This is a genomic window from Prevotella marseillensis (genome assembly GCF_900625065.1).
Taxonomy (GTDB): Bacteria; Bacteroidota; Bacteroidia; order Bacteroidales; family Bacteroidaceae; genus Prevotella; species Prevotella rara.
The window spans coordinates 2,503,863-2,524,624 of record NZ_UYXY01000001.1; the positions used below are offsets into that span (position 1 = coordinate 2,503,863).

Below are 20,762 nucleotides of genomic sequence, written 5' to 3' on the forward strand. Positions count from 1 at the left end.
GTATTTAAATAATACTCATCTCGGCTCACATGCGAGCCTCTATACATGCCGGTTATTCAGGGCGTGAGTAGTTGGGAGCCTCACTTGTGATAGAGATGTCGTGAGGATGGCTCTCGAGCACGCCTGCATTTGTTATGCGCACGAATTTGGCATTATGAAGTGCCTGTATGTCGTTGGCTCCACAGTAGCCCATACCTGAGCGCAGACCGCCCACGAGCTGATAGATAACCTCCTGCAGAGTGCCTTTATAAGGAACGCGGCCAGCAATGCCTTCGGGCACAAGTTTCTTAACATCCTTAGTCTCTGACTGGAAGTAGCGGTCCTTAGATCCGTTCTCCATGGCCTCGAGACTGCCCATTCCGCGATAGCTCTTGAACTTACGTCCGTTGAAGATTATTGTGTCGCCGGGGCTCTCTTCTGTTCCGGCTACCAGCGAACCGATCATGACGCAATATCCGCCGGCTGCAAGAGCCTTGACAACATCGCCTGAATAGCGCAGACCGCCGTCGGCAATGAGAGGAACGCCTGTACCCTCGAGGGCGCAAGCCACGTCATAAACAGCGCTGAGCTGAGGAACGCCCACACCGGCAACGACACGTGTAGTACAGATACTGCCCGGACCGATACCTACCTTTACTGCGTCGGCACCGTTATCAACGAGCATCTTGGCAGCAGCGCCTGTAGCCACGTTACCCACAACGATGTCTACACCGGGGAATGAGTGCTTAGCCTCAACAAGCTTCTCGATTACATATTTAGAATGTCCGTGGGCTGTGTCTATCACGATAGCATCGGCATTGGCGTCAACAAGAGCCTGCATACGGTCGAGCGTATCAGCAGTAACGCCTACTCCGGCAGCAACGCGCAGACGTCCCTTGGCGTCCTTGCATGCCATAGGCTTGTCCTTAGCCTTGGTGATATCCTTATATGTGATAAGTCCTACCAGTTTGTTGTCGTTGTCAACAACGGGCAGCTTCTCTATCTTGTTTTCCTGCAGAATGGCAGCCGCAGCTGTAAGGTCTGTCTGGATGTTAGTCGTTACAAGATTCTCGCTTGTCATTACCTCGTCGATCTTACGGTCGAGAGTGCGCTCGAATCTCAGGTCGCGGTTTGTAACGATACCTACCAGATGGTTTTCGTCATCAACGACAGGAATACCACCGATATGATATTCTGCCATCATGGCCAGAGCCTCTCTTACGGTAGAACCGCGGCGGATTGTAACAGGGTCGTAAATCATACCGTTCTCCGCACGCTTAACAATGGCAACCTGGCGTGCCTGCTCCTCTATCGACATGTTTTTGTGTATAACGCCGATACCGCCTTCGCGGGCTATGGCTATAGCCATGGCCGACTCTGTCACGGTGTCCATTGCGGCCGTAACAAAAGGAACGTTCAGGCTGATGTTGCGCGAGAACTTGGTTTTCAACTCTACCGTCTTTGGCAGTACTTCCGAATAAGCTGGGATTAAGAGGACGTCGTCAAAAGTCAGACCGTCCATCACAATTTTATCTGCAACAAATGATGACATATATTTATTTAGAAATTTATTGCGTGCAAATTTAGCAAAAAAAATCCATATCAGACGCCACAAACGTCATTTTCTTTTCTAATTAATGCTATTTAACGCAGCCCGCGGCAACGGCCGGCGACATGCCGAAAACATTAAAAAGCAGCCTTTTGAGCATACTGTTTGGCGTTTTTTATGTTTTAGTCGACAAAATCGGCCAACAGACCGCATATAGTTTAAACAGGCAAGCACATTACCTCCTTCATCCGTCTTTGTTTTTTCTGCTACAATCTTGCCGTCATCCTTCTATTGACACTGTACGCTGTTCAGCGAAAAAACTTACGACACTGCGCTCAATATGCCACGAAAATACAGCCATACGCCAACAACCGGCCTGGACAAAAACAGCGACCGACGTCCTGCCACGGAACGTCCTGATATACAGCGCATTGCAATACATGGTCTTTTGCCTGCCAATATGCCGCATATTACACGATAAAAGGTGGCCTTTCGCAATGCAAAAGCCACCTTTCATCAACTATGTTATTATCTGTACCTAAGCCGCAGGATGTCAGCCGCCATTGTTCCGGCTTGTCCCGGCCTAGGATTAGTTGCCCATGTCTGATATAAACTTTATTCTAACCAGACGGATCTCGTCTTCACTATAATCATCGCCAAGCTCTTCCATGGCAGTCTCAAGGTCGTCGGTCTCGCTCTCCTTGAAGTAGTCGTAGATGTCGTCCACATGGTCGTCGTCCATCACTTCTTCGAGGAAGTAGTCAATGTTTATCTTTGTTCCGCTGTAGACGATGGCCTCAACCTCATCGAGCAGGTCTTCAAAGTCGATGCCCTGTGCATCGGCAATGTCGTCGAGGGCTATCTGCCGGTCGATGCTCTGTATGATTTTCACCTTCAGCACCGACTTCTTTGCCACTGTACGCACACGCAGGTCTTCGGGGCGCTCTATGTCGTTCTCCTCGCAGTGTTTCTTTATCAGCTCGACAAACTCCTTGCCGTAGCGGCGTGCCTTGCCTGCTCCCACTCCCTGAATGTTCTGAAGTTCTTCGAGAGTTATAGGATAAACGGTGGCCATCTGCTCCAACGACACATCCTGGAAGATGACATAAGGCGGCAGCTGATGCTTGCTGCTGACCTTCTTGCGCAGGTCTTTCAGCATGGAATACAGCATCGGATCGAGTGCTGCACCAGCTCCGTCGCTTACTTCCTCTTCGTCCTCTTCGTTGAAGTCGTTGTCCTTCACGATCATGAACGACTCAGGATTCTTAATGAACCTCTTGCCGGCAGCAGTAAGTTTCAGTATGCCGTAGTTCTCCACATCCTTCTTGATGTATCCTGCAATGAGTGCCTGACGTATTACCGGATTCCAGAGTTTTTCGTCCATATCCTCACCCGAGCCGAACTCGTCAAGCTTGTCATGCTTGTGAGCCACTATGTCGTTGTTGTCTTTTCCTTCAACAAAGTCTATGACATAGTCTGTCCTGAAGTCCTCCTTTATTGCCGCGATAGCCTGCAACACAACGAGCAGCGCATCCTTGGCCTCAATCTTCGTCTTCGGATGCAGGCAGTTGTCACAGTTGCCGCAGTTGTCCTTGTCGTACACCTCGCCGAAATAATGCAGAAGCATCTTTCTGCGACACACGGAAGACTCGGCGTATGCGGCTGTCTCCTGCAGCAGCTGGCGACCGATGTCCTGTTCGGCAACAGGCTTTCCCTCCATAAACTTCTCAAGTTTTCTGAGGTCTTTATATGAGTAGAATGCGATACACTTGCCTTCCCCACCATCTCTACCGGCACGGCCAGTTTCCTGATAGTAGCCTTCAAGACTTTTGGGTATGTCATAATGGATCACAAAGCGCACGTCGGGCTTGTCTATTCCCATACCGAAAGCAATAGTGGCAACGATTACGTCGAGGCGCTCCATCAGGAAATCGTCCTGTGTTGCCGAGCGTGTAGACGAGTCGAGACCGGCATGATATGCCGCAGCCTTGATATCGTTGGCACGCAGCACCGCGGCCAGTTCTTCGACCTTCTTGCGCGACAGACAATAAATGATGCCGCTCTTGCCGGGGTTCTGCCTTATGAACTTAACTATCTGCTTGTCTATATCCTTCGTCTTATGCCTTACCTCATAATAAAGGTTCGGACGGTTGAACGAACTCTTGAACTCTGTTGCGTCGAGTATTCCGAGGCTCTTCTTTATATCCGTTCTCACCTTGTCGGTGGCCGTAGCCGTAAGCGCTATCACCGGGGCATTGCCGATCTCGTTGATAATCGGGCGTATACGGCGGTATTCAGGACGGAAGTCGTGTCCCCATTCAGATATACAGTGTGCCTCGTCTATGGCATAGAAAGAAATCTTAACAGTCTTGAGGAAGTCGACATTATCCTCCTTTGTGAGCGACTCAGGCGCAACATACAGCAACTTGGTCTTGCCGGCCATGATGTCGCTCTTAACATGGTCGATGGCCGACTTGTTAAGAGAGGAGTTAAGATAATGAGCCACCCCGTCGCTCTCGCTCATGCCGTTGATCACGTCAACCTGATTCTTCATCAGTGCAATGAGCGGCGATATCACTATTGCCGTGCCGTCCATGATGAGCGACGGCAACTGATAACACAACGACTTTCCGCCTCCGGTAGGCATAAGCACAAACGTGTTCTTGCCATCGAGCAGATTGCGTATAATGGCTTCCTGGTCACCTTTAAACTTATCAAAGCCGAAATATTGCTTCAGTTTTTCTGTAAGATTAACTTCCTTGTTCATATAGTTAGTAAGCAGAGTTTCCCGGTTTTATGTTACTTTATATTTAAGAGCCTTGCCGGCTTAAGCACTCTCCAGCTTTTCGAAGTGAGCCTTCTCGAGCTGCTGGCGTGCATAGTCGAGAGTTACTTCAAATGTCTTGACGCGCTTTGACGGAACTTCAAACATTGCATCCATCATAACGCTCTCCACGATAGAGCGCAGTCCGCGTGCTCCGAGCTTGTATTCCATGGCCTTGTCGACAATGAAGTCGAGCGAGTCCTCTGTGAACGACAGCTCAATGCCGTCCATCTCGAACAGTTTGATATACTGCTTTATTATGGAGTTCTTTGGTTCTACGAGTATCGACCTTAGAGCCTGACGGTCTAACGGATTAAGATATGTCAGCACCGGCAGACGGCCGATAATCTCAGGTATCAGTCCGAACGACTTGAGGTCTTGCGGCAGGATGTATTTCATGAGATCGTTCTTGTCGATGTTGCGCACGTTCTGCACCGAGTTATAGCCCACCACATGAGTGTTGAGCCTCTGTGCTATCTTGCGCTCGATGCCGTCGAAGGCTCCGCCGCAGATAAACAGAATGTTCTTGGTGTCTACATGAATATACTCCTGGTCGGGGTGCTTGCGTCCGCCCTGTGGCGGGACATTCACCATCGAGCCTTCAAGCAGCTTGAGCAGTCCCTGCTGAACGCCCTCGCCGCTCACGTCGCGTGTTATGGAAGGATTGTCGCTCTTGCGCGCAATCTTGTCTATCTCGTCGATGAACACGATGCCGCGCTGCGCAGCCTCAACATCATAGTCGGCCACCTGAAGCAGTCGGCTCAGTATGCTCTCAACATCCTCGCCCACATATCCGGCCTCGGTGAACACCGTGGCATCTACAATGGTGAAGGGGACATCGAGCAGCTTGGCTATGGTGCGCGCCATGAGGGTCTTGCCCGTACCGGTGCTTCCCACCATAATTATATTGCTTTTCTCTATCTCTACGCCGTTGTCGTCTTCCGGTTGCTGAAGTCTCTTGTAGTGGTTATACACCGACACGGCCAGACAGCGCTTTGCGTCGTCCTGACCGATGACATACTGGTCGAGATATTTCTTTATCTCGCGCGGCTTCGGCACCTTCTTAAGTTTAAACTTAGTATTTTGCTTTTGCTTGTCTTCGTCGAGCAGTCCTGTCGACTTAACTATCTCGTAAGCCTGCACGGCACAGCTCTCGCATATATATCCGTCAACGCCCGTTATGAGCAGCTTGACGTCTTTTTCGCTACGTCCGCAAAAGCTACAAACTTTATTCATCCGATTGTCGTATATTTATATTTGTATTGATTAAGCTCCGTGTGCTTGGAGCTTCACTCTTCATGCATTATTTTTCCTGTCCCTCGTTCTGTACAGAAGCTGCGGCCTTTCCGCCTTTTCTGATAAGCACATTGTCTATCATGCCATACTCCTTAGCCTCTTCGGCCGTCATCCAGTAGTTGCGGTCAGAGTCTTTCCACACCTTGTCGTAAGGAGTGTGTGAGTGGTCAGATATTATGGTGTAGAGCTCTTTCTTGAATTTCATTATCTCCTTGGCCTCAATCTCGATGTCTGAAGCCTGTCCCTGCACTCCGCCGAGCGGCTGGTGTATCATCACGCGGCTGTGAGTAAGAGCCGAGCGCTTGCCTTCAGTTCCGGCAACGAGCAGCACGGCAGCCATAGACGCAGCCATGCCCGTGCAAATAGTGGCCACGTCGCTCGATATGAACTGCATGGTGTCATATATGCCAAGTCCGGCCGTAACGCTTCCGCCGGGGCTGTTTATATATATAGATATGTCTTTGCCGGGATCGGTCGAGTCGAGATACAGCAGCTGAGCCTGCAGCGTGTTGGCTGTATAGTCGTCAATCTGTGTGCCCAGAAATATGATGCGGTCCATCATAAGACGTGAGAACACATCCATCTGGGTTACGTTGAGCTGGCGCTCCTCCAGGATGTAGGGGTTCAGATACTGAGCCTGAGCTTTCATTACGTCATCGAAGACCATACCGCTCATGCCAAGATGTCCGGTAGCGTATTTTCTAAAATCGTTCATAATTATTATAGTTCATTTTTCGTAGAAAGAAAGGAGGTTACCGACCCTTTCTATCTGTTCTTAGGAACAAAGATAATAAAAAAAGTCGATAACCTCCTAACATGCGGAAGTTTTTTATAAAAAAATATTTTTTATTCTGCCTGCATCATTTTGTTGAATTCCTCGAGTGTTGCAGTCTTGTTCTCGAGCTTAACAACGTTCTTGAGGATTTCTGTCAGCTTGCGGTCAATGCTGCGGTCAACGAAAGAGTCGATATACTCTCTCTTTTTCAGCATGTCCTTGGCATAGTTCTCGATATATTCCTCAGGAATGTTGTTCATGCCATACTGAGCAAACTGTGCCTTGGCAGCCTCTTTGGCTGTCTCCTCGATGTCAGCGTCCTCAATCTTAATGCCGTTTGCCTTAACGAGCTGCTCCTTGATGAGGTGCCATGTAAGCTCCTTGATGCTCTGCTCGTAGTTCTTCTCAACAAACTCCTCGCCCTTGTCCTTGTTGTTGTTCAGCATGATGCGCTTCAGCAGGGCATCGGGATATGTAAGAGCGCCTACCTTGTCAACAAGATACTTGCGTACATCCTGGATGAACTTGAAGTCAGAGTCAACGGCAAACTGAGCCTTGAGTCCCTCTGCAATCTTCTCGCGGAAGTCTTTCTCGTCCTTGATTACGTCCTTGCCGTAAACCTGGTCGAAGAGTTCCTGATTTACCTCAGCCTTAACATAGCGAGATATCTCAGTGATCTGATAGCTGAAGTCGGCTGTCAGGTCGGCAACTTCTTCCTTCTTCATCTTGAGCAGTGAAGAAACCTCGATGTCGCTTTCAGGATAAGCCTTCTTCGGGTTGAATGTGATGATGTCGCCCAGCTTGGCTCCGTCGAAGAGTTTCTTCTGGTCTTCCACCTTAATATATTCAGGCATGAGCACTGCACCCTCAACTGTGATGCCGCCCTCCTTGGTGTTGCCGTTTTCGTCGAGCTCGCGGATGTCGCCCTTCAGCATGTCGTTTGCCTGATAGTCCTCTACCTTGTCGTAGTGGCCAGCACGAGATGCGAACACGTCTATCTGCTGGTCGATGATCTTGTCGTCAACAGTTATTGTGTAATAGTCTATTGTGTCGTCGCCTGTCAGTTCAGCCTTGAACTCAGGAGCAACAGCTATATCGAACATAAATGTGTAGGGAGCTTCCTTCTCCATGTCTACCGGCTCCTGCTTGTCTGAAGGCAGCGGCTCGCCCAGCATCTGGATGTTGTTGTCTTTTACATATTTGTAAATCTGCTCGCCCAGCAGCTTATTGATTTCGTCAACCTTGGCAGTTGTTCCAAACTGTCTCTTTATCATGCCCATGGGCACCATGCCGGGACGGAATCCGGGCACGTTAGCCTTCTTGCGGTAGTTCTTCAGTGTCTTCTCGACATTCTCTTTGTAGTCAGCCTCTTCGACTGTCAAAGTCAGCAGTCCGTTGACTTTGTCGGGATTTTCAAATGAAATTTTCATCGTTTAATGTTTATATTGTTTTTAAATTATTAATCAAATTGAGGTGCAAAATTAGTCAATATTGACGTAATTACCTAATATAATAGGAAAAAACCTGCAAAATTTATCATTTTAAACATCTCGGCTGAATATTTCAGCATATTTTTTTGACAATTTTATACCAAAGATTCTACATCGCCAAAGTATGGAAAAATTTAGCTCTTGCTTCATACAAGCACCTTATTGTCAATACTTACGGAAACACCACACAACAGAAAATGCCAATACATAGGGTTATAAACGTAAATAAATCCACTTCTCCAGCATTTTGATACGATCTGCCGGCTAATCTAGAAATTGTCCGACAACATTGGATACATTTTCAAAAAACATGACATAATAAACCGGAATATACGTCACACCATTTTCCATATAGACATTCTGCTCATTGGAAAGCACATAAGCCCTTTTTATGTTATACTCATCATTAGACAAAAATTTATCCAAAGCGCTGTGAATGGTATAATCTTTTCCTGACTTAACCTCTATTGGGATATTAGACAAGTTGTCGGCATCATCAATCAAGTAGTCAACCTCACCATTTTTTTTATTATCATAATAGTATAATTCATACCCATGAGCTTTCAGTTCCTGGGCAACAACAGTCTCATAAATTGAACCGAGATTTATGCTCCTCATATCAGACATCACGGCAGTGATATTGTTACGATAAAAAATACCGGATAATATACCCACGTCATTTAAATAAAGCTTCAGCAAATTCTTACCGCTGTTTTCAACCAAAGGATAAGACGGCTTGCTTATAGCCTTTACTTCAAGGGCTATGCCGGATGATATGAGATAGTCAAACTCATCCAGATAATCATTAGTCCTTTTCCATGTCTTATTCTCAATATCTTTTATCACCACACGTTTCTTCTTGTTCTCAAGATTTGAAGGTATCATGTCAAAGATGCGCCGTATTTTCAGTTTCCGGCTGTGTTCTTCTTCATATTTCGACGCATCTATTCCATATAATGTATGAACCTCATTCTGAACGGACCTGAACTCAACAACGTTGCGGCTCTTTACAAACGTATCAACAGCCTTGGGCAGACCACCTACCAGAATATATTTCTTAAAAAGATCTATCATCTTTTTGTGCATGGTATCCGGCAGTGCCTGAAGACTATTAAATTTCTCTCGCATTGCCTCAACAGCATCTTTTCCGACACCATTAGCATAGAGAAACTCCTCGAAGTCCATTGGATACATATGTACTATATCCAGACTTCCTATCGGCACAGACTGCGTATTCTTCAATGTCACGCCTAACAGCGAGCCACTGGCAATATAAGTAAATTTCTTTTCTCTCATCAAAAATTTAACCAAAGTCAGAAGATGGTCATAAGCCTGTATCTCATCTATGAACACAAGCGTGTTTGCCTTATCTTTCATCTTGTCGCCGGCAACTAGACTCAAGGCCATATAAAAATCACTTGTAGTCTTGGCTTCAGCAAATACTCTGTCGCCCAACTTATCTTCTTCCATATTTATTTCAATATAGTTAGAAAACATTTTTTTCCCGACCCAGCTGATTATATACGACTTTCCAATTTGTCTTGCTCCGTCAATCAACAACATCCTGTCTGAATCTGAAGAAAGATATTCTTCTATACGGCTTGCAATTTTTCTGTATAACATAATATTTATATTGCCTTTTAATTCACTGCAAATATAATGTTTTTTTGGCATAAAGGTGCGTTTTCCTATAAGAATCAGCACTAAAAAACTGCGTTTTCCTATAAAACAAGGCTCCCAAAAGGTGCGTTTTCCTATAATTTCAACAGCAAAAAAGGTGCGTTTTCCGAAAAACCTTTGCCTGAACAAGGCATACACAAAAAGTTTTGACAAAAACTCGTCACTCGTCACAAAGGCATATAAAGCACTGGAATACAACGCATTATAGTGTGACGAGTTATATTTTCAACTCATCACGCCAAAGTCTCCAAGCCAAGGATGTGTCCTTTCCTAAAATTGGTTGACTTCTAACAAGCCATTCCCTGATTAAAGTTGACTCTGGTTAAACTTATAACTGTTATTGGTTGACTCTACTTTTAATTACTGATTAAAGTTGACTTTTACCGGGACAGAATCCCTGTTCATGGTGTCCTTGGAGGGCGTAGCCCGGAAAGGACACCATGAACAGAAGGCAAAGATAGTCCATCTTCTCCAATATCGGAGCATTCCTGTCTGTTTTTTATGGCCTTTGTCCTAAAACTGCTCCAACGCTTAGATATCTCACCCTGACATGAAGCAGCCTGTGCCGGTGTCATCATGTTGATGCTCATGTGCGGCCTTTCGTTGTTGTAGAAGTCCACGGCCGTTGCCACGGCTTCCCTGACCTGGCCGATGTCGGTGAACCTCATACCCTTAAGGAGTTCGTTCTTTATGGTACCATTAATACGCTCTGCCTGTGCATTGTCCTTCGGATCCCCGGTCTCCGTCATACTGATACTTATACCATTTTTATTAAGCAGCCTGACATATTCGGAACTTGCGTATTGTACGCCGCGGTCTGAATGATGTATAAGGCTGATGCCGTCCATGCCCTTCAGCCTTCCCAAAGCCATGCACAGTGCTTCAATGGGATAAGACGTCTCAAGCGTCGGACCGACACAGTATCCTACAATCTCTTCTGTATATGCATCAAGTACAATTGAAAGGTAGCAGAAACGGTAGTGTATGTCGTCTGTCCAAATAATTATGTACGTTATGTCACTGACCCATAGCTGGTTAGGTCTGAGGGGCAACATTTCCTTTATAAGATTGGGATATGTCGGAAGACCGTGCCTTGAGTCAGTGGTACGTGGACGGCGCAACCTTTTACGGAGAATCATGCCGTTACATGACATTATTTCTATAAAACGGTCACGGCCGACGGGACTGTTGCCGCTGAAATCACGCCGGTACATGTGCCAGAGCTTCAATGCGCCTATTCCGGGGTCTATACGGCGCACCTTGCGGACATACTCAATCACAAAGGCATCACGGGCGGCCCTCATCATTGACTTTGACTCATCATACTTGTAATAGGCCTGCTTGCTTACGCCAAACAGCGCACAAAGATGTCTCACCCTGTATCGGACAGGGTTCTTCGTGTGCAGGAATGTTACTGTTTGGCGCCAGATTTTTTTCTTATGCTGATGCCTAACTCGGATTCGGCCACATTTATCATCTCGTCATAAGCCTCGGCCTTTATCTCGGCCTTGGTCAGTTCGGACTTAAGACGGAGTATCTCGGCCTGAAGGGCCTCTATGTCTGACGGGAGGCTGACTGAGTCACGAACATGCTTCTCTCTTAGTGTCTTTTTCTTTGTCATAAAATCGACATAATACAATTCAGGTGCAAATTTAGCACACCAGCGGCGAACTGTAGCCTCTGATACGGGAATTATTTTTGATATTCCCAAAAAACTTACACCTGAAGAGCGAAGATCTATCACTTTTTGAAGATATTGACCCTTTTGTGATTTATTTTTCCTCATAATTATTTTATTTATGAGTCAACTTTTTTCAGGGTAAGACAATTATAAAAACAAGCCAGACAACCACAGAAATGACATATACAGCTTTTATTCTGCACACAAAACAGATGTACGTCAGCACCGCAGCAAGCAGCCAGCCCAACGACTGCATCAGCGAGATGAGAGAGTCGTAGAAAGTAACGGCATAAAACGGTATCATAAAAGCAAGAATACCTGCCAACATCGCCATAAAATGCCTGTTTGTGTTTTCTCTCTTTCGCTGTATGGCAGACAAACGCCAACATACGACAGCCGACAAAAACAGCCCTCCTGCAAATGAGGATATGAAGAGAGACTCGAAACAATTAAATATACACGCCGCCATTGTTGACAGCAGCATCACGAAGAACGAACATAAATAATCCTTGCAATTCATAGGCAAACATCAATATAAGGCATTGCCGGAGGCATGACAAATTAATCGTTTTCATATTTTATCACCATTTCTTCGCCTGACGCGGCTATCGAATACACCATCTGCCGGCTCCATCTGAACTGCCGTTCTGCCGTCTGCATCCACCCTGCCATAAACGCATTTACTTCGGTTTCCTGTTCAGGAGTAATCTGCTTACCAGTAAACAAGCCTTGATGGCTGTCTATAAAGTCATAAAGCTTCATCACATGGCTCTTTTCCTTTTCCGACAACTTATCGTCAGCTGCGATGTCCGTCAGCTTATCTTTCCAGAACTGCACTCGCTGTTCAGGAGAAAACCTTGTGTATGCAGCACGCCTAATCCCGTCTGTCGGAAGTTTGAGCCATTCGCTGCGCGTCATCTTCGCTATTCTGTCTTTGTTAGCTTCAGCCCAAGCCTCCGACACGGAGTCGCCACAGCATACGCTGTCTGTCTGTGCATAAACCATATACGGTGCCAGCAACAGGAAAAACATTAATACACACTTCTGCATGATAAATCAGATTTAAGTTAAACATTAATCACCAAGCGACGGACTTACATTCTAAATGTCTGCCTCACACAGCTTGTTTTTATCTGCAATAATAACAGAGGTCATCACCTGCTGATTTTTTCAGCGCTTTAAAGTTTGTCAAATATACAAACATTGAAAAACTTTAGGTGAACAATCAGCTTAACAAAACTTCACCATATTGTTCCGTCCATGCAATAAAACTTTGGAAATCAACATATTATAAAACATCTAAAAATCACGGATAAAGGTATCAAAGTCTCTCGATGAACCTTTCTTGCCGAGCATTTTACCATACAGGCGAACCTTAGCCATGCCGATGGAACTGTACGAATAAGACGAAATGTTGCATATCTCTTTAGAGGTCAGACCGGCCTTTACCATGCAGCATATCCACATCTCATTGCTACGTATGTCGGGATAAAACTCCTTTAGGCGCAAGGTGAAATCACCGTATGCCTTGTTCAGAGCCTCAACAAGCATGTGGTAATCGGCAGATGTAGGTTTTGCAATCGGATCGTGATAAAGTTTATACACATCCGTATCGGCCAAATCTGCCACAAGCAGCTCGCCGTGCTTCTGCTCAAAGGCTGTCAAGGCGTCTTTATATTTCAGCATCTCGGCCTCATTGCGGATAAGCTCCTGCCGCAGTTCCGACAGCGTCTGGTTTGATGCCATCAGTTCATTTTCAAGTAAGGCTATGCGCTCCTTGTTCTGCTGCGCGCGCTGTTTTTCCTTCATGCTGCGTTCGAGGCGATAACGTCTCACTCGCTCCAGCTGCTCCCGCTGCTTTCTCTTGCGCTTGAGATACATCCCCAGCAAAGCCACCGAGGCAATAACCACCACAACAACCAGTATAGACATTACTGCTGCAAGGCGTAACTGCGAGGAGGCCAAAGCCGCATTTTTACGCTCCACATCTATACTCTTTTCCACCTGCAACAACATGTCCGATGTTTCCTTCAGCTCACTTGCTTCCACAGAGTCAGAATATACAGAATATTTCTCATAATATTCCATTACCTCGTCACGCTTGCCCTGCTTCGTTAACAGTCGCGCCAAGTCTAAAGAGACATCCCTCTTTATTGAAATTTCGCTATATTTCATCCCACGCTTATCATATGCAACGGCAGAATCAAGCTGCCCTATTTTCTCAAAGTACATAGCCCAAATGTAATAATGAGACGCAATGTCTTTGTCTGTCGTTGCCAGAAATTTCGTATTCAATGCCGCATAGGCTTCATCAAGCCGACCTTCTTCAATATATATACCTGCCAATTCCTCCATAACCATATTATAAAGGTTCGCGTCATCAATAGTTTTTGCTTTTTTTGCAGCTTGTTGATAATAAGGTATGGCAATGTCATTTCTTTTTAGATCACGATACGACCGCCCAATGTCTCTCAACGAATAAATCTCTGTAACCTGTGCACCGGCCTTCTTGGCATATCCGTATGCCAACTTATTATATCGCAACGCATCTTTATGCAAGCCCTCAACCTCATAAACATATCCTGCCCATGTGGCGGCACGGGCTTTATAGCGATTGATGACAGAATCGTTCTCCGCGTCAACGGCAATGGCCTTGTTGAACGATGTAAGGGCGTGGCCGTAGAGATGCATGTCACAATAAACGCGACCGAGAAGATAATCAGCACGTACGCGCTGAAGGGCACTGCCGTAAGAATCATAACACCCTGCGGCTATACGTATGGCCGAGTCTGACACATGCAGGATATAGCATTTGTCGTCGGCTTCGGTGCGCGACAGAGCATACCACAGGCGAAAGTCTTTACCCGAACGGCATATTTCGAGTGAGTCGTGCTTCAATATCGCCAACGCGCTGTCGGGATGTTCCTCCATAAGGCTGTCGGCTGTGCGCAATATGCCCTCCGCCCTGCCTCCGTCACGACAAGAAAAGAATGTTGCGCAGAGCAGCAAGAAGGGGAGTATTCTTGTAGTCAAAGAAGTTATAGTAGTTAAAGGAGTTAAAGTCATATGCCCTGTAGTATTTTATCTTGAGTGAAGTTATCCGAATTGTGTCTTACCGTGAGCATTGCCCGCAAAGTCTGTTTTAAACGTTTGACATCAGTTCTTTATAGTGTTTTTGCATTTTAGGCAGTGAACAGACAAGTTCTGCGCAGTGCAAATATAATAAATTCATTTTAATTGGCTTACTACTTACATTCAAATTCTTCACTCCCGACTTTCACAACTCCGCATTTAGATTGTTCACTTTTAACTTTCGCAAGACGGGAGTTAAAGTAGTTATCGCCAACAAGTTGGCTAGGAGTTAAAGTCAAATGCTTTGTTGCTATAAAGTAGTTCTGCAATTGGATTTTTCACTTTTCTCTTTTCGTTTTTCACTTAAACCTGGCGAAGCAGCCCGGAGGGCTACACTTTCGTAACCGGGTGTGGCGAAGCTCCGCGGAGCCACGCCCGGATATTCTATAATGAGGAACGTGCACCCGAAGTGGTGCTACTTTTGAGCCTCTCTTAATCTTTGGATCCCGCATTGAGTGCGGGATGACCTCAATAGCCTTGTTGCTTCTTATCACCACTCTATATTTTAATTTTTCATTGCGCTTTGCGCCTTCGCGCAGCGCCTGCTCTTCACTTAATCTTCAATCGGATTGTTCGCTTTTCACTTAAATAATTTGCCTGTGTCAGACAAAGTTTGTATTTTTGTAAGTTAACTTTCAGTTATCAAAGAACTTAAAGCATTATGAGAAAGAATTTTGGAGCAAAGCCGCTGACATATCCGCAGCCGGTGTTCATCATAGCAACATACGGCGAAGACGGCACACCCGACGCCATGAACGCAGCGTGGGGCGGCATAAGCGAGATAAAAGAGATAAGCATGTGTCTCAGCGCAGGACACAAGACAGTGAAGAACATACTGAAACGCAAAGCATTCACGGTGAGCATGGCCGACGCCGCACATATCGTGGCATGCGACTATGTAGGACTAGTGTCGGGAAACAATGTGCCAGACAAGTTTGAGCGTGCAGGATTTCATGCCACCAAGTCGGAGTTTGTCGATGCTCCGCTGATTGACGAACTTGCCGTGGCCGTTGAGTGCCGTCTGATAGACTATAATCCTGATACGTGCATACTGCGCGGCGAGATTGTGAACGTAAGCGTTGACGAGAGCGTTATAGGCGAAGACGGAAAGGTTGACGTGGAGAAGGCTGCCCCCGTGATATTCGACCCGTTCAACAACGAATACCGCAAAATCGGCGCCAAGGCAGGCAACGCTTTCTCTGACGGCAAGGAGCTGAAATGACACGCCGCAACGGCAACAACTGAACATAGAAAAACCTTAATATCAAAACATAACATGGAAAGAACACTAATACTGCTGAAGCCCTGCACCGTGCAGAGAAGGCTTATCGGAGAAATAATAAACCGCATTGAGCGCAAAGGCCTGCGCATTGTGGGCATGAAGATGATGCAGCTGACAGACGAACTGCTCAACGAACACTACGCCCACCTGGCCGAAAGACCATTCTTTAAATTCGTGAAAGCCTCAATGATGGCTGCCCCGGTGGTGGCTCTGTGTGTTGAGGGATGCGAGGCAGTTGAAGTGGTGCGCACCATAACAGGAGCCACCAACGGACGCAAGGCTGCGCCGGGAACAATAAGAGGCGACTATTCTATGAGCGGACAGGAGAACATAATACATGCTTCTGACAGCACGGAGAACGCCGCAATAGAGATTAAGCGATTCTTCAAGCCCGAAGAGCTGTTTGACTATGCCGACCCGCTGGCGCAGTATCTCTACAGTCCCGACGGAGTATGATTGAAATCAACTAATTTACAAATCTATAAACATCAAGAAAAGTGAATAAAGTAATTATCAACAGTTATGAAGAGTTTGCCGCTCTGCTCGGCAAGAACATCGGAGTGTCTGACTATGTAGAGCTGACACAGGAACGCATAAACATGTTTGCCGACGCCACACTGGACCATCAGTGGATACACGTAGACCAGGAGCGCGCAAAGACAGAGAGCCCGTTCAAGACAACTATAGCCCACGGCTATCTCACGCTGTCGATGCTGCCCTATCTGTGGAACCAGATCATTGAGGTAAACAACCTGAAGATGATGGTGAACTACGGCATGGACAAGATGAAGTTCGGACAGGCTGTAAAGTCAGGCGAATCAATACGCCTCGTGGCCGACCTGCACAGCATTGAGAACCTGCGCGGAACGGTAAAGGCCGAAATAAAGTTCAGTATTGAGATAAAGGATTCGCCCAAGAAAGCCCTGACCGGCATTGCGACATTCCTGTACTATTTCAATAAATAAATCTTTTTAATTCATAATTCACAATTCATAATTCATAATTGATTGGCGGATACGTCGTTTCGTTTATTGTGAAAATAATCAACCCTATTATGAATTATGAATTGTGAATTATGAATTAATTAACCGTTTTCCTCTGCCTCGCGTGCTTTTTTCTCCTCGTCGATAAGCTGGAAGTCTTTCTTTCGGAGAACGAAGCTGTTACTGAGGTATTTCTCCCTTACAATCTTATTCTCGGCAAGCTGTTCAGGCGTACCACGGAACAATATGCGGCCCTCGAACAGCAGATATGCACGGTCGGTGATGCTCAGGGTCTCCTGCACGTTGTGGTCGGTTATAAGGATGCCGATGTTGCGGTATTTAAGCTGCCACACAATGTGCTGAATGTCCTCAACGGCAATAGGGTCTACGCCGGCAAAGGGCTCGTCGAGCATGATAAACTTAGGATCGATGGCCAGACAGCGCGCAATCTCAGTACGGCGGCGCTCACCTCCCGAAAGCTGGTCACCCTTGTTCTTGCGCACCTTGTTCAGGCGGAACTCGCGTATGAGGCTCTCCAGCTTTTCCTCGCGCTCGGCACGCTTCAGTCCCGTCATCTCGAGCACAGCCATGATGTTGTCTTCAACGCTCAGCTTGCGGAACACGCTTGCCTCCTGCGGCAGATAGCCTATGCCCGCCCTTGCGCGCTTGTATACAGGAAAGTCGGTTATCTCCTTGTCTCCCAGATATATATGGCCCGCGTTGGGCACGATAAGACCTGTGGTCATATAGAACGACGTTGTCTTGCCGGCACCGTTAGGTCCGAGCAGTCCGACAATCTCGCCCTGCTTCACGTTGATCGAAACGTCGTTAACAACGGTGCGCTTTCCGTAGCGCTTCACCAGTCCCTCGGCACGCAGCACCATGCCTTCGCCCTGCTGCATGCCCGCATTCAAATCTTTTTCTCCGTTCATTTAAGACTGTAACAATGTTTATTTATGCAAAAGTAGTAAAATTGTATCTAATAATATCTACAGAATCGAAAAACTCTTGAACTTGTTGCAGTTTTTTATCAATTTTTGGTTACTTTTGTAGCGGTTTCACGCCAAGAGAAATTATATAACAGACTTTTTAAGACAATGCTGATAGACAAATATCTAACAAGTTTCGGTAAATACCTGATACTTATGGGCCGTGCCTTCTCGCGGCCTGAACGCATGCGCATGTTCATGAAGCAGTATCTGAAGGAAATGTCATCGCTGGGCGTAAACTCGATAGGCATTGTGCTGCTGATATCGTTTTTTATCGGCGCAGTAATCTGCATACAGATAAAGCTGAACATACAGAGCCCGTGGATGCCGCGCTTCGTTACAGGATACGTAACGCGCGAAATCATGCTGCTCGAGTTTTCATCGTCAATAATGTGTCTTATCCTTGCCGGAAAGGTGGGCTCTAACATTGCCTCGGAGATAGGCACGATGAGAGTGACGCAGCAGATAGACGCACTTGACATCATGGGCGTCAACTCGGCCAACTTCCTCATCCTGCCGAAAATCATGGGCATGATAACCATCATGCCGTTCCTGGTTATATTCAGCACGGCATCAGGCATCATCGGCGCCTACGCCACCTCGTATCTGGGACACGTGATAAGCGCGGAAGACCTTACGATAGGCTTGCAGCACGACTTCAACCCGTGGTTTATGTATATGAGCATCATCAAGAGCCTCTTCTTCGCGTTCATCATCACGAGCGTGTCGTCTTATTACGGCTACACCGTTGAGGGAGGCTCGGTCGAGGTGGGCAAGTCGAGCACCAACGCCGTGGTTACTAGCAGCGTGCTTGTGCTGTTCTCCGACGTATTTTTAACTCAAATACTTTCATAGGCCATGATTGAAGTTAAGAACCTCTGCAAATCCTTCGGTGAAAAAGAAGTGCTGAAAGACATCAGCACCGTTTTTGACAGCGGAAAGACAAACCTGATAATCGGACAAAGCGGCTCGGGAAAGACCGTGCTCGTGAAGAACCTCGTGGGACTGCTCGAGCCTACAAGCGGCGACGTGCTCTACGACGGACGCAACTTCATGGCCATGGACAAGAAGGAGAAGATAATGCTGCGCAGGGAGATGGGCATGATTTTCCAGAGCGCGGCGCTGTTCGACTCGATGACGGTGCTCGAGAACGTTATGTTCCCGCTCGACATGTTCTCTAACATGAACCTCCGCGAGCGCATACAGCGCGCCAAGACATGTCTCGACCGCGTAAATCTGAAGGACGCCGGATCAAAGTTTCCGGGCGAACTCTCGGGCGGTATGCAGAAGCGTGTGGCAATAGCCAGAGCCATAGCGCTTAATCCTAAATATCTGTTCTGCGACGAGCCTAACTCAGGACTCGACCCTAAGACGTCGCTCGTGATTGACGAACTGCTGCATAGCATCACGCACGAGTTTAACATCACCACGATTATAAACACTCACGACATGAACTCGGTGATGGGCATCGGCGAGAACATCATCTTTATATACGAAGGACACAAGGAATGGCAGGGCGTGAGCGCCGACATAATGGGCTCGAGCAACCAGAAGCTGACCGACTTCATATTTGCGAGCGACTTGCTCAAAAAGATGCGCAACGCCGTGATTAACAAGGAAATGTAAACAACAGAAATATCAACAGAGACGGCATCCGCACATGCGGATGCCGTTTTTTATTATACCGTCTGACGACATGAGATAAAAACATCTGTGACAACACACCTTAATAAGATGAACAGACTTGACCTTAATCATTAAATTTACAAATAAACGGACTTATGCATTGCGGTGTCAAAACTATTCTGTATCTTTGGATAATGGCAGACAAGAGCCTCCTACGGCAAAAACAAAGGAAAGGCCGGCATAAGAAAAAGGGGCCGGGCAGCTGCCTGAAAGAAACAATAATCAACAAAAAACAAAGAGATTATGAGAATGAAACTATTAGCCGTAATGGCCGCAGCGGCCCTGATGGCAACAAGCACACAGCAGGCAGAAGCCTGCACAGGCATAACACTGAAGACTGCCGACGGAACAAGCATCCCGGCAAGAACTATCGAATGGGGCGGAAGCGACCTTAACAGCAAGTATGTAATCGTGCCGAGAGGATATACGCAGCAGTCGTATATACCGGGCGGACAGAAGAACGGACTGCAGTTTACAGCCAAATACGGATATGTAGGCCTGGCCGTTGAGCAGGAGGAATTTGTGGCTGAAGGCCTTAACGAGAAAGGACTGTCGGCCGGTCTGTTCTACTTTCCGAGATACGGACAGTATGAGGCTTACAGCGAAGCCAACCGCCAGTCGAGCATAGCCGATTTGCAGCTGGTGGCATGGATTCTGGGCAACTTCAGCACCGTAGACGAGGTAATTGAAGGAATGAAAGACGTTCATGTGGTGGCAATAGACCCGAGAGCCTCAACAGTTCACTGGCGCATAACCGAGCCGTCGGGCCGTCAGATAGTGATAGAGATAACCGAAGGCAAGGTGAACGTGTTTGAAAACAAACTGGGCGTGCTGACCAACTCGCCTGGCTTTGAATGGCAGATGACCAATCTGAACAACTACGTAAACCTCTATCCCGGCACGGCACAGGCAAAGACACTCGACGGCACAGCCCTCACGTCGTTTGGCGCCGGCAGCGGATTCTTAGGCATACCGGGCGACGTAACTCCGCCTTCACGCTTTGTGCGCGCGGCGTTCTATCAGGCAACGGCTCCGAAAAAACAGACTGCCGAAGAAACCGTGCTGCAGTGTTTCCAGATACTCAACAACTTCGACATACCCGTAGGCATTGAGTTTGCCGACGGCGAGACTCCAGCTGACATTCCAAGCGCAACGCAATGGACATCGGCCACGGACATGAAGAACTTGGCGATATACTACCGCACGATGCACAACAGCGCCATAAGGAAGTTTGACCTGAAGACAATAAAATTCGACAAGGTGAAATATCAGGCCGTACTGCTCGACGCTACAAAGAATCAGCCCATAACGACGGTCAAGGTAAAGTAAGAATATTGAGGAGCAGGAAGTTATCCACATACGTTCAGTCTGCACCTGCAACATGCAATAACCAGACAAGCGGACAAAGGCAATAAT

Annotated in this window: 17 protein-coding genes; 6 read left to right on the forward strand and 11 right to left on the reverse strand. The window is 47.0% G+C overall.

Annotation, left to right across the window (positions count from 1 at the left end):
* Positions 1-52: 52 nt before the first annotated feature.
* The 10 genes from guaB to EJL04_RS10170 all read right to left on the reverse strand — a co-directional run bounded on the left by guaB (position 53) and on the right by EJL04_RS10170 (position 14,307).
* Positions 53-1,531 (reverse strand): IMP dehydrogenase, encoded by a 1,479-nt coding sequence (gene guaB / locus EJL04_RS10125; RefSeq protein WP_021854221.1) that lies wholly within the window; start codon positions 1,529-1,531, stop codon positions 53-55.
* A 586-nt stretch (positions 1,532-2,117) separates the two neighbouring features.
* Positions 2,118-4,295 carry a DNA helicase RecQ gene (gene recQ / locus EJL04_RS10130; RefSeq protein WP_021854222.1) on the reverse strand — a complete coding sequence of 726 codons (2,178 nt, stop codon included), beginning with the start codon at positions 4,293-4,295 and terminating at the stop codon, positions 2,118-2,120.
* Between the two features lie 60 nt (positions 4,296-4,355).
* Positions 4,356-5,588, reverse strand: coding sequence for an ATP-dependent Clp protease ATP-binding subunit ClpX (gene clpX / locus EJL04_RS10135; protein ID WP_053399172.1), 1,233 nt, complete (start codon positions 5,586-5,588; stop codon positions 4,356-4,358).
* A gap of 67 nt (positions 5,589-5,655) precedes the next feature.
* Complete coding sequence (clpP, locus tag EJL04_RS10140) at positions 5,656-6,363, reverse strand: ATP-dependent Clp endopeptidase proteolytic subunit ClpP (RefSeq protein ID WP_125104859.1); 708 nt, start codon at positions 6,361-6,363, stop codon at positions 5,656-5,658.
* Between the two features lie 131 nt (positions 6,364-6,494).
* Positions 6,495-7,853 carry a trigger factor gene (gene tig / locus EJL04_RS10145; protein ID WP_021854226.1) on the reverse strand — a complete coding sequence of 453 codons (1,359 nt, stop codon included), beginning with the start codon at positions 7,851-7,853 and terminating at the stop codon, positions 6,495-6,497.
* A gap of 324 nt (positions 7,854-8,177) precedes the next feature.
* The gene (locus tag EJL04_RS10150) at positions 8,178-9,764 is read right to left on the reverse strand and encodes an ATP-binding protein (protein WP_241209982.1); all 1,587 of its coding nucleotides are present in this window, start codon (positions 9,762-9,764) and stop codon (positions 8,178-8,180) included.
* A gap of 230 nt (positions 9,765-9,994) precedes the next feature.
* Entirely contained in the window at positions 9,995-10,969 is a 975-nt protein-coding gene (locus EJL04_RS10155; RefSeq protein ID WP_241209926.1) for an IS3 family transposase, read from the reverse strand.
* Positions 10,970-11,004: 35 nt separating this feature from the next.
* Entirely contained in the window at positions 11,005-11,379 is a 375-nt protein-coding gene (locus EJL04_RS10160) for a transposase (RefSeq protein WP_125103787.1), read from the reverse strand.
* 456 nt (positions 11,380-11,835) lie between these two features.
* Positions 11,836-12,324, reverse strand: a complete 489-nt coding sequence (locus tag EJL04_RS10165; RefSeq protein ID WP_125104860.1) for a bacteriocin fulvocin C-related protein — start codon at positions 12,322-12,324, stop codon at positions 11,836-11,838.
* Positions 12,325-12,573: 249 nt separating this feature from the next.
* Entirely contained in the window at positions 12,574-14,307 is a 1,734-nt protein-coding gene (locus EJL04_RS10170) for a hypothetical protein (RefSeq protein WP_125104861.1), read from the reverse strand.
* A gap of 760 nt (positions 14,308-15,067) precedes the next feature.
* On the opposite strand from EJL04_RS10170, the gene EJL04_RS10175 reads away from it, so the two are divergent.
* Genes EJL04_RS10175 through EJL04_RS10185 form a run of 3 tightly spaced genes read left to right on the forward strand, consistent with a single transcriptional unit; the run spans position 15,068 to position 16,653 of the window.
* Positions 15,068-15,628, forward strand: a complete 561-nt coding sequence (locus tag EJL04_RS10175) for a flavin reductase family protein (RefSeq protein WP_053399187.1) — start codon at positions 15,068-15,070, stop codon at positions 15,626-15,628.
* Between the two features lie 54 nt (positions 15,629-15,682).
* Positions 15,683-16,144 carry a nucleoside-diphosphate kinase gene (gene ndk / locus EJL04_RS10180; protein ID WP_021854231.1) on the forward strand — a complete coding sequence of 154 codons (462 nt, stop codon included), beginning with the start codon at positions 15,683-15,685 and terminating at the stop codon, positions 16,142-16,144.
* A 41-nt stretch (positions 16,145-16,185) separates the two neighbouring features.
* Positions 16,186-16,653: a MaoC family dehydratase gene (locus tag EJL04_RS10185; RefSeq protein WP_125104862.1), complete on the forward strand. Its 468-nt coding sequence runs from the start codon at positions 16,186-16,188 to the stop codon at positions 16,651-16,653.
* Between the two features lie 119 nt (positions 16,654-16,772).
* On the opposite strand, the gene lptB is transcribed toward EJL04_RS10185, so the two are convergent.
* A complete protein-coding gene (gene lptB, locus EJL04_RS10190; RefSeq protein ID WP_021854233.1) occupies positions 16,773-17,603 on the reverse strand; it encodes an LPS export ABC transporter ATP-binding protein in 831 nt (276 codons plus the stop codon).
* A gap of 165 nt (positions 17,604-17,768) precedes the next feature.
* Between lptB and EJL04_RS10195 the strand changes: the two genes are divergently transcribed.
* The 3 genes from EJL04_RS10195 (at position 17,769) to EJL04_RS10205 (ending at position 20,675) form a co-directional block, all read left to right on the forward strand.
* Entirely contained in the window at positions 17,769-18,515 is a 747-nt protein-coding gene (locus EJL04_RS10195) for an MlaE family ABC transporter permease (protein ID WP_021854234.1), read from the forward strand.
* 3 nt (positions 18,516-18,518) lie between these two features.
* Positions 18,519-19,286, forward strand: coding sequence for an ABC transporter ATP-binding protein (locus tag EJL04_RS10200; RefSeq protein ID WP_021854235.1), 768 nt, complete (start codon positions 18,519-18,521; stop codon positions 19,284-19,286).
* A 309-nt stretch (positions 19,287-19,595) separates the two neighbouring features.
* Entirely contained in the window at positions 19,596-20,675 is a 1,080-nt protein-coding gene (locus EJL04_RS10205; RefSeq protein WP_241210011.1) for a linear amide C-N hydrolase, read from the forward strand.
* Positions 20,676-20,762 lie beyond the last annotated feature (87 nt).

Excerpts from the sequence above, each read along its gene's own strand:
- EJL04_RS10165 (WP_125104860.1), bottom strand. The coding sequence starts at position 12,324 with ATGCAGAAGTGTGTATTAATGTTTTTCCTGTTGCTGGCACCGTATATG.
- EJL04_RS10205 (WP_241210011.1), top strand. The coding sequence starts at position 19,596 with ATGAAACTATTAGCCGTAATGGCCGCAGCGGCCCTGATGGCAACAAGC.
- clpX (WP_053399172.1), bottom strand. The coding sequence starts at position 5,588 with ATGAATAAAGTTTGTAGCTTTTGCGGACGTAGCGAAAAAGACGTCAAG.
- recQ (WP_021854222.1), bottom strand. The coding sequence starts at position 4,295 with ATGAACAAGGAAGTTAATCTTACAGAAAAACTGAAGCAATATTTCGGC.
- lptB (WP_021854233.1), bottom strand. The coding sequence starts at position 17,603 with ATGAACGGAGAAAAAGATTTGAATGCGGGCATGCAGCAGGGCGAAGGC.
- ndk (WP_021854231.1), top strand. The coding sequence starts at position 15,683 with ATGGAAAGAACACTAATACTGCTGAAGCCCTGCACCGTGCAGAGAAGG.
- EJL04_RS10160 (WP_125103787.1), bottom strand. The coding sequence starts at position 11,379 with ATGAGGAAAAATAAATCACAAAAGGGTCAATATCTTCAAAAAGTGATA.
- tig (WP_021854226.1), bottom strand. The coding sequence starts at position 7,853 with ATGAAAATTTCATTTGAAAATCCCGACAAAGTCAACGGACTGCTGACT.
- clpP (WP_125104859.1), bottom strand. The coding sequence starts at position 6,363 with ATGAACGATTTTAGAAAATACGCTACCGGACATCTTGGCATGAGCGGT.
- guaB (WP_021854221.1), bottom strand. The coding sequence starts at position 1,531 with ATGTCATCATTTGTTGCAGATAAAATTGTGATGGACGGTCTGACTTTT.
- EJL04_RS10200 (WP_021854235.1), top strand. The coding sequence starts at position 18,519 with ATGATTGAAGTTAAGAACCTCTGCAAATCCTTCGGTGAAAAAGAAGTG.
- EJL04_RS10195 (WP_021854234.1), top strand. The coding sequence starts at position 17,769 with ATGCTGATAGACAAATATCTAACAAGTTTCGGTAAATACCTGATACTT.
- EJL04_RS10175 (WP_053399187.1), top strand. The coding sequence starts at position 15,068 with ATGAGAAAGAATTTTGGAGCAAAGCCGCTGACATATCCGCAGCCGGTG.